This is a genomic window from Clavibacter michiganensis (assembly GCF_021216655.1).
Taxonomy (GTDB): Bacteria; Actinomycetota; Actinomycetes; order Actinomycetales; family Microbacteriaceae; genus Clavibacter; species Clavibacter michiganensis.
The window spans coordinates 2279154-2294122 of record NZ_CP080437.1 but is presented as its reverse complement, the minus strand read 5'-3'; the positions used below and the strand labels follow the sequence as shown (position 1 = coordinate 2294122).

12 protein-coding genes and 1 pseudogene are annotated in these 14969 nt (G+C 69.8%); 7 read left to right on the top strand and 6 right to left on the bottom strand.

What is annotated here, in order from left to right:
- The 5 genes from yidC (at position 1) to K0V08_RS10860 (ending at position 4722) form a co-directional block, all read left to right on the top strand.
- Positions 1-963, top strand: coding sequence for a membrane protein insertase YidC (gene yidC, locus K0V08_RS10880; protein WP_012039662.1), 963 nt, complete (start codon positions 1-3; stop codon positions 961-963).
- Entirely contained in the window at positions 960-1517 is a 558-nt protein-coding gene (locus K0V08_RS10875; protein WP_012039661.1) for a Jag family protein, read from the top strand. Before yidC ends, K0V08_RS10875 begins: the two co-directional genes overlap by 4 nt.
- Before the next feature lie 548 nt (positions 1518-2065).
- Entirely contained in the window at positions 2066-2701 is a 636-nt protein-coding gene (rsmG, locus tag K0V08_RS10870) for a 16S rRNA (guanine(527)-N(7))-methyltransferase RsmG (RefSeq protein WP_079533824.1), read from the top strand.
- Between the two features lie 150 nt (positions 2702-2851).
- Positions 2852-3733 (top strand): ParA family protein, encoded by an 882-nt coding sequence (locus tag K0V08_RS10865; protein WP_079533826.1) that lies wholly within the window; start codon positions 2852-2854, stop codon positions 3731-3733.
- Complete coding sequence (locus tag K0V08_RS10860) at positions 3733-4722, top strand: ParB/RepB/Spo0J family partition protein (RefSeq protein ID WP_012039658.1); 990 nt, start codon at positions 3733-3735, stop codon at positions 4720-4722. The genes K0V08_RS10865 and K0V08_RS10860 overlap by 1 nt, the downstream gene beginning before the upstream one ends.
- Positions 4723-4774: 52 nt before the next feature.
- Here K0V08_RS10860 and K0V08_RS10855 read toward each other — a convergent pair whose 3' ends face one another.
- The 6 genes from K0V08_RS10855 to K0V08_RS10830 all read right to left on the bottom strand — a co-directional run bounded on the left by K0V08_RS10855 (position 4775) and on the right by K0V08_RS10830 (position 12824).
- On the bottom strand, positions 4775-5740 hold the full coding sequence (locus K0V08_RS10855) for a D-alanine--D-alanine ligase family protein (protein WP_079533828.1): 966 nt from the start codon (positions 5738-5740) through the stop codon (positions 4775-4777).
- A 43-nt stretch (positions 5741-5783) separates the two neighbouring features.
- Positions 5784-7106, bottom strand: a complete 1323-nt coding sequence (locus K0V08_RS10850; RefSeq protein WP_079533830.1) for an aminotransferase-like domain-containing protein — start codon at positions 7104-7106, stop codon at positions 5784-5786.
- A 170-nt stretch (positions 7107-7276) separates the two neighbouring features.
- Positions 7277-7600 carry a thioredoxin gene (trxA, locus tag K0V08_RS10845; RefSeq protein ID WP_012039655.1) on the bottom strand — a complete coding sequence of 108 codons (324 nt, stop codon included), beginning with the start codon at positions 7598-7600 and terminating at the stop codon, positions 7277-7279.
- A gap of 67 nt (positions 7601-7667) precedes the next feature.
- Positions 7668-8705, bottom strand: a complete 1038-nt coding sequence (trxB, locus tag K0V08_RS10840) for a thioredoxin-disulfide reductase (RefSeq protein ID WP_012039654.1) — start codon at positions 8703-8705, stop codon at positions 7668-7670.
- A 156-nt stretch (positions 8706-8861) separates the two neighbouring features.
- Positions 8862-10490 (bottom strand): murein biosynthesis integral membrane protein MurJ, encoded by a 1629-nt coding sequence (murJ, locus tag K0V08_RS10835; protein ID WP_079533832.1) that lies wholly within the window; start codon positions 10488-10490, stop codon positions 8862-8864.
- A 36-nt stretch (positions 10491-10526) separates the two neighbouring features.
- Positions 10527-12824, bottom strand: coding sequence for a DUF6049 family protein (locus K0V08_RS10830; RefSeq protein WP_079533834.1), 2298 nt, complete (start codon positions 12822-12824; stop codon positions 10527-10529).
- A 93-nt stretch (positions 12825-12917) separates the two neighbouring features.
- On the opposite strand from K0V08_RS10830, the gene K0V08_RS10825 reads away from it, so the two are divergent.
- Positions 12918-14348 (top strand): CCA tRNA nucleotidyltransferase, encoded by a 1431-nt coding sequence (locus K0V08_RS10825; RefSeq protein WP_079533836.1) that lies wholly within the window; start codon positions 12918-12920, stop codon positions 14346-14348.
- Positions 14349-14532: 184 nt separating this feature from the next.
- Positions 14533-14877: pseudogene (rpsF, locus tag K0V08_RS10820) on the top strand (30S ribosomal protein S6); the annotation flags it as partial.
- Between the last annotated feature and the right edge of the window lie 92 nt (positions 14878-14969).

Genomic DNA, 14969 nt, shown 5'->3' with positions numbered 1-14969 from the left:
ATGGACTTCCTCGGAACGATCCTGTGGCCGATCAAGTGGGTCATCGAACTCATCCTGGTCGGCTTCCACACGCTGTGGACCACCCTCGGGCTCGATCCCGACAACGGCGCCACCTGGGTGCTCTCGATCGTGGGCCTCGTGCTCGTGGTCCGTGCTGCGCTCATCCCGATCTTCGTCCGGCAGATCAAGAACCAGCGCCGCATGATGGAGGTCGCGCCGCAGCTGAAGAAGATCCAGGACAAGTACAAGGGCAAGCGCGACCAGTTCTCCCGCGAGGCCATGTCCCGCGAGACCATGGCCCTGTACAAGGACACCGGCACCAACCCGCTGAGCAGCTGCTTGCCCCTGCTCCTGCAGATGCCGATCTTCTTCTCCCTCTACTCCGTGCTCCACCGTGCCGCGGTCGAGGAGCTGCCGGGCATCGGCCTGCTGAACGCTCAGCTCTCCCGCTCGTTCGGCGAGTCGTCGTTCCTCGGCGCTCCGCTGCAGTCGGCCATCTCCACGGCCAACGGCAACGTCACCGTCATCGTCATCGCGACCACGATGGTCATCCTCATGAGCGCGTCGCAGTTCATCACGCAGCTGCAGATCATGGCGAAGAACATGTCCGAGGAGACCAAGGCCAGCCCGATGTTCAAGCAGCAGCGCATCCTGCTGTACATCCTCCCGCTGGTGTTCGCGGTGTCCGGCATCGCCTTCCCGCTCGGCGTGATGTTCTACTGGCTGGTCTCGAACTTCTGGACGATGGGGCAGCAGTTCCTCGTCATCCGCAACATGCCGACCCCGGGTAGCGAGGCAGCGCGTGCTCGTGAGGCGCGGCTCGCGCGCAAGGGCAAGCTGGTCGCCCCTGAGACGTCGCCGGAGTCGTCGACCATCGTGGTCGAGGAGCGCAAGCCGGCGCAGCGGCAGCAGCCGGTGAGCAAGAACCGCGCCAAGAAGCAGGCCGGATCCAAGAGCCGATGACCGACGTGGAGAGTGAGCCTGTGCTTGTGCCTACGGCAGATGGCGTGGACGGTGTGACGGAGACCTCCGAGACCGAGAAGGTCGCGGATGCTGGCGGCGATGATGCTGTCGACGAGGGCGACATCGCAGCCGATTACATCGAGGAGCTCCTCGACATCTGCGACTTGGATGGCGACATCGACATCGATCAGCGCGGTGGCCGTGCGTACGTCTCCGTCGACGCTGCGGACTCCCAGGACCTGCGCTTGCTGTCGAATCCGGAGACCGTCACGGCACTGCAAGAGCTGACCCGACTCGCGGTCCAGAACAAGACAGGCGTGTTCAGCCGTCTGATCCTCGATGTCGGGGGCTCTCGGGATGCCCGGCAGGTGGAGCTCGCGCAGCTCGTCGACCGTGCCATCGAGCGCATCTCCGCCGGATCTGCGACTGCGTCCCTGCCGCCCATGTCCTCGTACGAGCGGAAGCTCGTCCATGACATTGTGGCCGAGCGGGGGTACACCTCGGAGTCGGAGGGTGAGGGGCGCGACCGTCATACGGTCATCACGAAGGCGTGAATTCCGCGGCGTGAATGGAGAGGCCCGATCCGGTGGATCGGGTCTCTTCTGCTTCCGGGCACAGCCGAGTAACGGCGCGCAAGTATCACGAGTGTGTCACCAAAGCACCACGGGCATGTTCGGGGATGTGACGAGGAGGTCGTCGCGAGCACAAGGCGCAGGGCTGGCCATTCCGGGTGATGGACGCTCGGATTGCAGTGAGTGCAGAGTGGACGACGTCCATCGACTGTTCTCGGCGCATGGTGAGGCGTGTTTCACGTGAAACATGCACCGACTCCCGCCAGGACGGTTCCCGCGTACTGCGCATACATCGGCGGAGCATCACACCTCCACCTGCTGAGCCCGCGCGGTTTCACGTGAAACATGAGCGGGGAGCCGGCGTCCGGAATGACAGACCGAGTATCGAGTCGATCCCGTCCTCGCGCAACACTCTCGAACGCTAAACTCACAGAACGCGCCTCACCAATCATCACGAACGGCTCGATGCTGAGACGGGTCGTGGGACATGGCGAAGCCGACACAGCCACTGAACACAGGATGGATACGCGATGCCTGAGCCGATCATCATCGAGACGGAGCCGGCGGTCGCTGGGTCGCTGTTCGGAGACCGCATCGACGTGGCGCGTGAATTCACGGCGCAGCTCGGACAGCGGGGAGAGGAGCTCGGCCTCATCGGCCCACTGGAGCCCCCGCGACTCTGGTCTCGTCACGTCATCAACTCCGTGCTGGTCGCTCCGCTTCTCCGCCCCGGACTTGTCGGCGACATCGGAACCGGCGCGGGTCTGCCCGGTTTGGTGCTCGCCATCGCCCGACCAGACGTGGATTTCGTCCTCATCGAGCCCATGGAGCGCCGCGTCGCCTGGCTGGAGGAGCAGGTGGCACACCTGGCCCTCGGCAACGTGTCAGTGAGACGAGCTCGTGCGGAGGAGGTGGCGCAGGAGTTCGACCTCGACCAGGTGACCGCTCGGGCCGTCAGTGCATTCGCCAAGCTGATCCCACTCACCGTTCCGCTCGTGAAGACCGGAGGGGAGCTCGTCCTGATGAAGGGGTCGAATGCGGAGCGCGAGGTCGAGGCGGCGAGCAAGGCCATTCGCAAGTACCACTTGGAGGATGTCGAGGTGATCACCCTCGGCTCAGGGCAGGTCGACGAGGTGACTCGAGTGGTACGGGCCCGAGTCGCGTGAGAGACGAGTACTACAGATTGCCTATAGAAAAGCTGGTCATGTCGCTATTCTGGACGATTCTCACCGAGACCGAAGACCGGATGTTCCACGTGAAACATGCGAGCAACCACCGCGTCCGCGTGGCCCACATCGATCGATCGAGAGCAACCCATGGATGAAGACCTGAGTCCCATCGCTCGAGAGCTCTCCGAGACGAGCCGACGACGAAAGGCCCTCGCGGGTCTCGTCCTCCCGCGTCCTACACATACTCGTGTCTTCACGATCGCCAACCAGAAGGGTGGAGTCGGGAAGACGACATCCACCGTGAACCTCGCCGCTGCGCTCGCGAAGGCGGGCTCGCGGACGCTGGTCATAGACCTGGATCCGCAGGGAAACGCATCCACAGCGCTGGGTGCAGACCGTTCCAGCGACCTCATGAGCGTCTACGACGTGCTCGTCAATGACGTCTCCGTGGAGAAGGCCGTGCAGGCGAGTCCCGAATTCGACACTCTCTTCTGCGTACCCGCGACGATCCATCTCGCGGGGGCCGAGATCGAGCTCGTGAATCTCCCGCACCGCGAACGTCGGCTTCGGAAGGCCCTCGATGCCTTCTTGGCATCGGACAGCGGGCGCGACTTCGACTACGTCCTGATCGACTGCCCACCCTCTCTCGGGCTGCTCACGATCAACGCGTTCAGCGCCGCCAAGGAGGTGCTGATCCCCATCCAGTGCGAGTACTACGCGCTCGAGGGCCTCAGCCAGCTGCTGTCCAACATCGAGTTGATCGCGCAGCACCTGAACCCCGAACTGGCCATGTCCACCATCCTGCTGACCATGTACGACGGACGCACGAACCTCGCCCAGCAGGTCGCGGCCGAGGTACGTGAGCACTTCCCTCAGCAGACCCTCACGACGCTCATCCCACGGTCGGTCCGCATCAGCGAGGCGCCTAGCTACGGCCAGAGCGTCATCAGCTACGACCCCAACTCACCTGGCGCTCTCTCCTACCTGGAGGCAGCAGCCGAGATCGCACACCGAGGAGCCCAGAGATAATGGCAACCAAGAGAACCGGCCTGGGTCGCGGCATCGGCGCGCTCATCCCCACCTCCGACGAGCGCAGCAGGCCTGTCGACGTCTTCTTCCCGGACAGCATCGGTGCGGGTGCGCCGAGCGGCGTGCAGGGGGACGCGCAGGGAAAGGGCGAGCCGGAACTCGTCGCTGTTCCCGGAGCGCGTTTGGCCAACCTCGATCCCGCGGACATCACCCCGAACGCGCAGCAGCCGCGCACTGACTTCCGCCAGGACGAGCTCCAGGAGCTCATGGTGTCCATCCGGGAGTACGGGGTGCTCCAGCCGATCGTGGTGCGCCCGCTCGGTGCCGACGCGGATGGCCGAGCCCGCTACGAGCTCGTGATGGGGGAGCGTCGTCTTCGGGCTACCAAGGAACTCGGGCTGGACACCATCCCGGCCGTCATCAAGGACACCGCCGACGAGTCCATGCTGCGGGACGCCCTGCTGGAGAACCTGCACCGGTCGGAGCTGAACCCCCTCGAGGAGGCCAGCGCCTATCAGCAGCTGCTCGCGGACTTCGCCATCACACAGGACGAGCTCGCCCAGCGCCTCGGGCGGTCGCGGCCGCAGATCACCAACACGATCCGCCTGCTCCGTCTGCCCGAGGACGTGCAGCATCGCGTCGCCGCTGGCGTGCTGTCGGCAGGGCATGCGCGCGCGATCCTGTCATCCGGGGACGACGAAGCCATGCGTCATCTCGCCGAGAAGATCGTCAACGAGGATCTCTCCGTGAGGGCGGCGGAGGCTGCCGCGCAACGGGGGCAGCGGACCAGCAAGCCGCGCAAGTCCGCGAGCTCGGCGCGCAACGCGCACCTGGACGACACGGCCCAGCGCATCGGGGACCACCTCAACACCAGCGTGCGGGTGACCATGTCGGCCCAGAAGGGGCAGATCGTCATCGACTTCGCGACGGTGGGGGATCTGACGCGCATCGCCCAGGAGATGGGCGTCCCGGACGCCGACGCGAGCTGATGCGAAGGGTGGCGACCTGGGTGGGTCGCCTCCCGGTGACGCGCTACAGGCGTCAGGGGCCGGAGGAGGCTCCCCGCGCGGCCTCGGCGAGGCGGCGGTAGAGATCGCCCACCTCGACCCCAGCAGCGGCGAGTCCCTGCGGGAGCAGCGACGTCTCGGTGAGACCCGGGATGACATTGACCTCGATGAACCAGGGCTCGCCCGCGGCATCGATGATGATGTCGACTCGCGACATCTGTCCGATGCCGAGAGCGCGGTGGATCCCGATGGCCGCCGCAGAGGCCGCGGCGTTCGCGTCGGGGGAGATGCGCGCGGGGGTGAAGAAGCGCGTGAGTCCCGCGTTGTAGCGCGCCTCGTAGCCGTACACGCCGGAAGTCGGGACGATCTCCGTCGCCGGCAGCGCCTCGGGGCCGTCGCCGGTGTCGAGGACGCCGATCGCGACCTCGGTGCCCTCGACGAGCTGCTCGATGAGGGCGACGTCGCCGTAGGTGTACGCGTCCACCATCGCCCGCGGCAGGGCCTCGGCGTCGGTCACGATCGTGACCCCCTGGGCTGACCCGCCTCGGGCCGGCTTGACGGCGTAGGGGGCCGGCACGGCTTCGGTGACGAGGCGCAGGACGGCCGCGGCGCCGAGCTCGCGGAACGTGTCCTTGGGCAGGGTCACGGATCGTGGCGTTCGGATGCCCGCGGATTCGGCGATGGCCTTCGCGGTCGGCTTGTCCCACGCGAGACGTGCGGATCGGGCCGAGGAGCCCACGTAGGGGACGCCCGCGAGCTCGAGCAGTCCGAGGAGCGCGCCGTCCTCGCCGCTGGCCCCGTGGAGGACCGGCCAGACGACGGCGGGAGGGGTGTCCCGGAGGAAGTCGAGGAGCGTGGCGTCGGGATCGCGGAGGGACGCCTGGACACCGGCCGCGCGCAAGGCGTCGGCCACGCGGCGACCGCTGCGGAGCGACACGTCGCGCTCATGGGAGATCCCGCCCGCGAGGACGAGGACGGAGAGGGGCTCGTGTGCGGTCATGATGCTCGATCCGGTTGCGGTCGGTGTTCGTGGACGCGGATGGTCAGTCGAGGTCCGGCGGCGGCGTGACGACGGAAGTCGTGGGGCGTGACGTCAGCGCACCCGTGCCGGAGAACGTGGTGAGCAGATCCAGCTCGTCGTCGATGACCCCCGCCATGCGGCGGATGCCCTCGCGGATGCGCTCGGGCGTCGGGTAGCAGAACGACAGCCGGATGGCGTCGCGACCGCGGCCGTCGGCGTAGAACGCGGTGCCGGGCGTGTAGGCGACGAGGGCCGTGACGGCACGGGGGAGCATCTGCTTGGAGTCGAGCTGCTCGGGGAGCTTCAGCCAGACGTAGAAGCCCCCGTTGGGGACCGTCCACGTCAGGCCCGGCAGGTGCTCCTGGAGGGCGGACAGCGTGGCGTCGCGTCGCTCTCGGTACACGCCGCGGAAGGTGTCGATCTGGCCCTTCCAATCGGAGGCGTGGAGGTACTCCGAGATGATCAGCTGGCTGAAGGAGCTGGGGGAGAGGACCGCCGACTCCTGGGCGAGAATGAGCTTCTCGCGGATGGCATGCGGCGCGAGCGCCCAGCCGACGCGGAAGCCGGGGGCGAGCGTCTTGGAGAAGGAGCCCAGGTAGATGACGCCCTCATCGTCGAGGCTGCGCATGGCGTCCGGCGCCGGTCGGTCGAACCAGAGGAGACCGTAGGGGTTGTCCTCCAGCACGAGGATGTCGTTCGAGCGGCAGATCTCGAGGATCTCCGGACGGCGGGCGGCGGACATCGTGACGCCGGCCGGGTTGTGGAAGTTGGGGACCGTGTAGAGGAACTTGATGGTGCGACCCTCGCCGCGGATCCTGGCGATGGCCTCGCGCAGCGCCTCGGGGACGAGGCCGTCGTCGTCCATGACGACGTGCTCGACGACCGCCTGGTAGCTGCGGAAGACGCCGATCGCGCCGACGTAGCTGGGGGCCTCCGCGAGGATCACGTCACCCGGGTCGATGAAGAGCTTCGTGACGAGGTCGAGCGCCTGCTGCGAGCCCGTGGTGGTGACGATGTCGTCGACGCTGCCGCGGATGCCCTCGAGGGCCATGATCTCGAGGATGTCCTCGCGCAGCTCGGGCGTGCCCTGGCCGCCGCCGTACTGGAGCGCCACCGGCCCGCGCTCCCGCATGACCTTCTCCATGGCCGTGACGATGAGCTCCTGGGGGAGGGCGGAGACGAACGGCATGCCGCCAGCGAGCGAGACGACCTCGGGTCGGCTGGCCACGGCGAAGAGGGCGCGGACCTCGGAGGCGCTGAGCCCGGAGGTCCTCTCCGCGTAGTGGGGGAACCAGGGGTCGAGGTTGGTACCCGCGGATTCGCGGGGGCTGCCTGCAGGTGTCACGTCACGTCTCTCACTGTCCGATTGCCGTCCAGCCTAACGGGCGCCGGCCCGCGATCCTCCGGGACAGCGCCCCTGGCCGGCGACGGTGTCGGCGGGACGACGGAGGGCCCGGCACCTCGCGGTGCCGGGCCCTCCGGTGATCCTCGTCGCCGGTTCGGCGCGAGCGACGCCTACTTGAGGAAGTCGGCGAACTCCTGCTCGAGGGCCGGCTTCGGCTTGGCGCCGATGACCGTCTTCACGACCTCGCCCTTCTGGAACACCTTCATGGCCGGGATCGACGTGATCTTGTACTTCATCGCGATCTCGGGGTTGTCGTCCACGTCGATCTTGACGAGCTCGATGCCGGGGTTCTCGGCGGCGATCTGGTCGAGGACGGGGGAGACGGCCTTGCACGGGCCGCACCAGGGCGCCCAGAAGTCGACGATGACGGTCTTCTCGGCGTCGAGGACGTCGGCCTGGAAGCTGGCGTCGGTGACGTCGCGGGAGTGGGACATGGGTTCTCCTTCGTGTGGTTCGCGTGGATCCGAGCGGGTGCCGGATCGGGTCGTGATGAGGCTTCGGCTACTGGTGGTCGGCGCCGACGAGCTCGCCGTCCGGATCCACCGCGCTGCCGGCTGCCGGCGCGCCGTGGCCCGCGGGCCCGTCCGGTCCGTCGGATGCGGCGTCGAGCAGGGTGTCCGGCAGCGACGCGAGGAAGTGCTCCGCGTCGAGCGCCGCGACCGTGCCCGACGCGGCTGCCGTGACGGCCTGGCGGTACGTCGGGTCGATCACGTCGCCGGCGGCGAACACGCCCGGCAGGTTCGTGCGCGAGGAGCGGCCGTCGACGGCGATGGTGCCCTCGGTGGTGAGCTCCAGCTGCTGGTGGAAGAGGTGCGTGCGCGGGTCGTTGCCGATGGCGATGAAGAGGCCTTCGACCGCGAGCGGACGCTGCTCGCCCGTGACGGTGTCCTCGAGGACGACGCCCTCGACCTTCTCGCCGCCCGTGATGTCGACCACCTGCGCGTTCCAGACGAACTCGATCTTGGGGTTCTCGAACGCGCGGTCCTGCATGATCTTGGATGCGCGCAGCGTGTCCTTGCGGTGGATCACGTAGACCTTCTCCGCGAAGCGCGTGAGGAAGGTGGCCTCCTCCATCGCGCTGTCGCCGCCGCCGACGACCGCGATGGTCTTCTGGCGGAAGAAGAAGCCGTCGCACGTGGCGCACCAGGAGACGCCGTGGCCGCTGAAGCGGTCCTCCGCGGGCAGGCCGAGCTTGCGGTACGCGGACCCGGTGGCCGCGATGACCGCGAGGGCCTCGTGCACGTCGCCGTTGCCGAGGGTGACGCGCTTGACGTCGCCCGTGAGCTCGACCGACGTGACGTCGTCGAGGACGACCTCGGTGCCGAAGCGCTCGGCCTGCGCCTGCATCGCCATCATGAGGTCGGGGCCCTGGATGCCGTCGGTGAAGCCGGGGTAGTTCTCGACCTCGGTGGTGTTCATGAGCTCGCCGCCTGCCTCTACCGAGCTCGCGATGAGGAGGGGCGTGAGGTTGGCGCGCGCGGCGTAGATGGCGGCCGTGTACCCGGCCGGACCCGAACCGATGATGATGATCTGACGCACGACGGCTTCTCCTCCACTGCTCGGCGGGGCACCTTCCCGGCGCCCGCTCACCTCTGCAACAGACCCACGGTAGCGGCTATTCCTGCGGCTCCACCGGGCGGGGGCGCGGGGGCGGACAGGCCTCCGGGCCGGTCGAGCCGGGGGCGGCGCGCAGGGTCAGCGGCGACGGATGCGGCGCATCACGGGGCCCGCGAGCTGCTGCAGCTCGGAGGAGCGCATCGCGGCCAACGCGGCGAGGTAGACGGCCGTCATGACGGCGGCCAGGGGGATCCCGACGAGGAGCGCCTGCCCCTTCGACGCGACGCCCACACCCTCGAAGGCGCCGCCCGAGACGAGGGCGAGCAGCGCGATGCCGACGAGCGCGGTCGGCACCGCGGCGACGACGAACCGGACCGCGCTGCGGAGGATCCGGCGCCCGTCGATGCGCCCGATGCGGCGGCGAAGGAGCACCGCCGCGAGCACCGCCTGTCCGGTGACCGTGACGGTCTGCAGGACGGCGAGCCCCACGCCGATCAGCTCGACGGGCTGCTGCGAGATGACCAGCGCGCCGGCGATGAACAGCACGACCTGCGCGCACTGGATGACGAACGGCGTGCGCGTGTCCGAGAGCGCGTAGAACGCGCGCTGCAGGACGAACAGGGTGCTGAACGCCGGCAGGCCGAGGATGAAGGCGATGAGGACGATGCCGTAGCCGCGGACCTCGCCGATGTCGCCCGAGACCATCACGCGCGCCACGGGTCCGGCCAGCACGGCGATGAGCGCGGTGGAGAGCACGGTCATGAGCGCGACGAGACGCACGGCCGAGGAGAGGTCCGCGCGCATGCTGTCATGGTCGCCCTCGCCCGCGTGCGTGCTCATGCGGGTGAAGTACGCGGTGGCGATGGAGACCGCGAAGATCGAGTGCGGCAGCATGAAGAAGAGCCACGCGTTGAGCAGGATCGTGCTCGACGGGCTGTCCGAGGTGGCCGCGATGTTCGCCACGTTCGACTGCGCGATGCCGGCGAGCTGCGTCACGACGAGCATGCCGAAGGTCCAGCCGGCGAGGCGGCCGGCGGTGCCGAGGCCCACGCCGCGCCACGCGAAGTCGAACCGGAAGCGCAGGCCCACGCGGCGCCAGAACACGAAGAGGATCAGCGCCTGGGCGACGACGCCGAGGGTCGCGGATCCGGCGAGCACGACGATCTTGTCGAGGCTCCAGTCGTCGACCGGGCGGCTGCCGGAGCCGAACATGGCCTGGAACACGAGGAGGCCGGCGATGGCGACCACGTTGTTGAGGACGGGCGCCCACGTGAACGGCCCGAAGGATCCTCGTGCGTTCAGCACCTCGCCGAGCACGGCGTAGAGCCCGTAGAAGAGGATCTGCGGGAGGCACCAGTAGGCGAACGCGACGACGAGCGCGAAGACGTCGGGCGGCAGGGTGGCGGCGTAGAGGCGCGAGACGACGGGAGCGCCGACGGTCGCGAGGATCGTGACGCCGCCGAGCACGACGATCGCGATGGTGACGAGCTTGTTGATGTAGCCGGCGCCGCCGTCCGCGTGCTTCGCCGCGCGCACGACCTGCGGCACCAGGACGGCGTTGAGGACGCCGCCCGCGATGATCACGTAGATGTTGTTGGGGAGCTGGTTCGCGTTGGAGAACGCGTTGGAGCTGCCGAGGGTCGCGCCGATGGTCTGCAGCAGCACGATCGCCTTGACGAAGCCGAGGATCCGCGAGACGAACGTGCCCGACGCGAGGAGTGCGGACGCTCGGCCGATGCCGCCGCGGGGAGCGGGTGACGCGGTCATGCCGCGTCCCATCCGGGCGCGGGCGGCACGATCCGGTCAGTCATCGATCTCCTCGGGAAGGCCGGCCAGCTGCCGGGCACGGGCTCGGCGGCGCTTGCGGATGCTACGGAACAGGCCGAAGCCGAACAGGAGCGCGACGGCGGCGACGAACAGCGTCGTGACGACGGCCTCGAACCCGGCCCGGATGAACAGCTCGACGGGCGCGCTCTCGCCGATCTGCACGGAGCCGTCCTCGGTGGTGAGCCGCGCGGTGACCACGACGTCGCCGTTGGAGATGGAGGTGATGGGCGGGCGGGCCGACGCGCTGCCGTGGGCGGGGACCGTGACCAGCGCGGAGTCGTCGACGCGGATCCGGCCGCTGCCCGCGATGATCGACAGCCGCACCGTGACGGGCTGGTCGAGCGCGTTGCTCACGTTGATGAGGAGGCTCGTCGTGTCGCTGATGACGGTGTTCTGGCGGGTGGTGATGGCGACGGAGCCCAGAATCGCGTCGGCCTGCGCCGTGTAACCGTCCTGGACGGTCACCAGCCCATCCGGGTCGTCGCGCCAACGGTTGGAGAGCGTGGCGAGGAGCAGCATCCGCTGCTGCCCGGTGATGAGCTCGGGGCGCTCGACCGCCTTGGCGAACGCGTCTACCTGCGCCTCGAGCGACATGGCATCGGCGACGCGCTGGACCCGCGTGGCATCCTCCGGGTGGTCCACGACCTGGAGCGGCACGGGCGAGGTCGCGAAGGCGGCGCCCAGCTGCGCGGTGTCGCTGAAGGTGAGCCCCTGGATCGCGTCGAGCAGCTGACCCAGCCGCCCCCCGGAGGCCGCCCAGCCGCGCTCGAGGCCGGCGACGACCACGTGCCCGTCGGCCGCGCGCGCGTCGGCCGCGAGCGTCGCCGAGAGCTGGGCCAGCGCGATCCCGAAGGCCTCGTCCGTCTCGGCGGAGAGCGCACGGTCGACGAGGGCGGAGACCCGGGCGTCGGTCACGAGCACGGTCGTGTCGCCGATCGTCCCGGTCGCGGCGACGGACGCGGATCCCGTGGACTGCACGTCGCCGCTCCCGAGGATCGCCGTGGTGGTTCCGCTGGCGGCGAGCACCCCGAGGTCGCCCGAGGTCACGGTCCCCGCGGCCGGCCAGGAGACGCCGGAGATCGTGTAGTCCCAGGCGGTCAGGTCGGCGAGGCTCGGCGCGGGGGCCAGCGCAGGCGCCGATGGCGTGGGGCTCGGCTCGGGACTGGAGGAGGGGGCGGGCGTCTCGGCGGGGGCGGCGGTCGCGGCTCCGGCGATGGCGGATCCACCGCGCGTGCTGCTGGCGGCGGGGGATTCCGCGGCCGCGGGGGTCTCGCTGGGCGTCGAGCTCGGGGAGGGTGCGGGCGTCGAGCCCGGTGCCGCGAACCGGCTCGACCGCACGGCGTAGGAGGCGTCCGTGGGTGCGAGGAGGGTCGCGGCCCCCGCCTGCGCCTGCACCGCGACGTCGGCGTCCGCCCAGGCCAGCGCGAAGGTCTCGTTGGGGATCTCGCGGAGGCGCTGCAGCCACTCGACGGCGGACGCGGGGGCGTCGGCGCCGAGGATCCGGATGGACGCGATGATGCGCGGGTCGATGCCCACCGCGACGGGGCGGCCGTAGACCGCGTCGAGCTGACGCGTGAGCGTGCCGCCCGCCGCCGTGTAGGTCGCGAGGGCCTCGGCGTCGACGAAGTCCGATGCGCTCGGCGGGACGGTGAGCGGCATGACGGCCGCGACGGGCGTGGGCGCCGGATCCGCGCCGGGGCTCCAGACCACCGCACCGCGGCCGGTCGCGACGTCCGCGCCGGCGGCATCGAGCTCCGCCGTGAGCCCGCGCGGCCCGAACCCGCCACGGCTGCCCTGCAGGGCGACGGTCGCCGACGGCACCGTGATGGCCACGTCGACCGTGCCGCCTGCGGGCACCTCCGGGGTGTCGGCGCGTCCGATGCGCGGGCCGGTGCGCGTGTTCTGGTCGGTGGACGCGGTGTCGAGCCAGCCGTCGATCTTCGTCCGGGTGTCGAGGACGGTGCGGTTGAGGTCGAGGTCGATGCGCCCGGCCGGCACCGCGGCCTCCGTCGCGTTGACGACGGACACGGTGACGGCGAGGTCCTGGCCGGGGGTCAGGATCCCCTCTGCCGCGGGCGTGACGGTGAGCGTCACACCGTCGGTGGCCGCGTGCGCCGGGGTCGACGGACCCGCGACCGTCCCGGCGGCGAGCGTCCCGGCGGCGACCGCGACGCACACGAGGGTGGAGATCGTGCGTCGAGCGGATCGCCGGATCAGCCGGAGGGCTCTGTCCGTGCGGGTGGGGCCGGCGTCGTGTCGAGGCGCGGCGTGCATCTGCCGATTCTAAATGGCTGGCCCCGCGCGGCCCGTGTGCGCTCGCCGTGGACGCCGGAAGCCCGTCGCCGCCCCGCCGTAGACTGTCCGACCATGCACAGCGTCGCACAGGCCCTCGAGCGTCTCCGCGAGCTGGCCGCATCGCCCCCGGTCGCCGTGCTCGCGCGCGCCTTCCACGAGGCGGGCCACGAGCTCGCACTCGTCGGCGGCCCCGTGCGCGACGCCTTCCTCGGCCGCGCCGCGACGGACCTCGACCTCACCACCGACGCCCGACCGGATCGCATCCTCGAGATCGTGAAGCCCGTCGCCGAAGCCCACTGGGACATCGGCCGCGCCTTCGGCACCATCGGCGCGCGCGTGAAGGGGGAGCAGGTCGAGATCACGACCTACCGCACGGACCAGTACGACGGCGTCTCCCGGAAGCCCGAGGTCGAGTTCGGCTCGTCGCTCGAGGAGGACCTCGTGCGCCGCGACTTCACGGTGAACGCGCTGGCCGTGCGCCTGCCGCAGGTGGTGCTGGTGGATCCGTCCGGCGGCATCGACGACCTCCTCGCCCAGGTGCTGCGCACGCCCGTGGCCCCCGAGGTCTCGTTCGGCGACGACCCGCTCCGCATGATGCGCGCCGTCCGCTTCGCCTCCCAGCTCGGCTTCCGCCTCGACGATGCCGCGCTCGCCGCCATCCGCGACATGGCCCCGCGGATCCTCGACATCTCGGTCGAGCGCGTGAGCGACGAGCTCTCCAAGCTGCTGCGCACCCCGGAGCCGCGCGCGGGCCTCGATCTGCTCGTCGAGGGCGGCCTCGCGGACCACGTGCTCCCCGAGCTGCCGGCGATGAAGCTGGAGGCGGACGAGCACCACCGCCACAAGGACGTCTACCAGCACTCCCTCCAGGTGCTCGACCAGGCCATCGACCACGAGCGCTCCCGCCACCCGGGCGAGGCTCCGGATCTCGTCCTCCGTCTCGCCGCGCTCCTCCACGACATCGGCAAGCCGTCCACGCGCCGGCTCGAGCCGGGCGGCGTCGTCACCTTCCACCACCACGACGTGGTCGGATCCAAGATGGCCAAGCGCCGGCTCCGCGCGCTCCGCTTCGACAACGACACGATCGCGTCGGTCGCGCGCCTCATCGAGCTGCACCTCCGCTTCTTCGGCTACACCGAAGGCGGCTGGACCGACTCGGCCGTCCGCCGCTACGTGCGCGACGCCGGTCCCGAGCTCGAGCGCCTGCACATGCTCACGCGCGCCGACGTCACCACGCAGAACCGTCGCAAGGCCGACCGCCTCGGCTTCGCCTACGACGACCTCGAGGCCCGCATCGCCGAGCTCGCCGAGCAGGAGGAGATGGCGGCCGTGCGTCCGGACCTCGACGGTGAGGCGATCATGCGGATCCTCGACGTGCCGCCGGGGCCGGTCGTGGGCCGGGCCTACCGCTTCCTGCTCGAGCTGCGCCTCGATGAGGGCCCGCTCCCCGCGGAGGAGGCCGAGCGCCGGCTCGTCGCGTGGTGGGCGGCCGGGCAGGGCTGATCCGCTCGGCCGCGACCCGCGGCCTGGTGCGACTCCTCCCCATCCGGTAGTCTTGCGAGGTTGTCCGCCCGGCAACGGGACTCCCCTGCCCCGCGCGGACAGATGCACATACCCTCCTGTCGCAGATCGTCTGCGACCGTTCAAGTCCGAAGGAGGTGGGTTAGTGACGCATCAGTACGAACTCATGGTGATCCTGGATCCCGAGATCGATGAGCGCACCGTCGCTCCCAGTCTCGACAAGTTCCTCAACGTCATCCGCACCAGCGGTGGCACCGTCGACAACGTCGACGTCTGGGGCCGTCGTCGACTGGCGTACGAGATCAACAAGAAGAACGAGGGCATCTACGCCGTCGTCCAGCTCACCGCCACGAGCGAGGCCACGCAGGAGCTCGACCGCCAGCTGGGTCTGTCCGAGGCCGTCATGCGCACCAAGGTGCTGCGTGCCGAGGAGGCCATGGCCATGGTCGCGTCCGCTCGCAAGCTCGCCGACGAGAAGGCCGCCCGCAAGGCAGCCGCCACGTCCAAGGCCGCAGACGCCGCGCCCCAGGCGCCCGCCACGGACGCCGCTCCGGCGACGCCCGGCAAGCCGGCAGCGCAGGCTGCTTCCAGCGAGAAGACCGG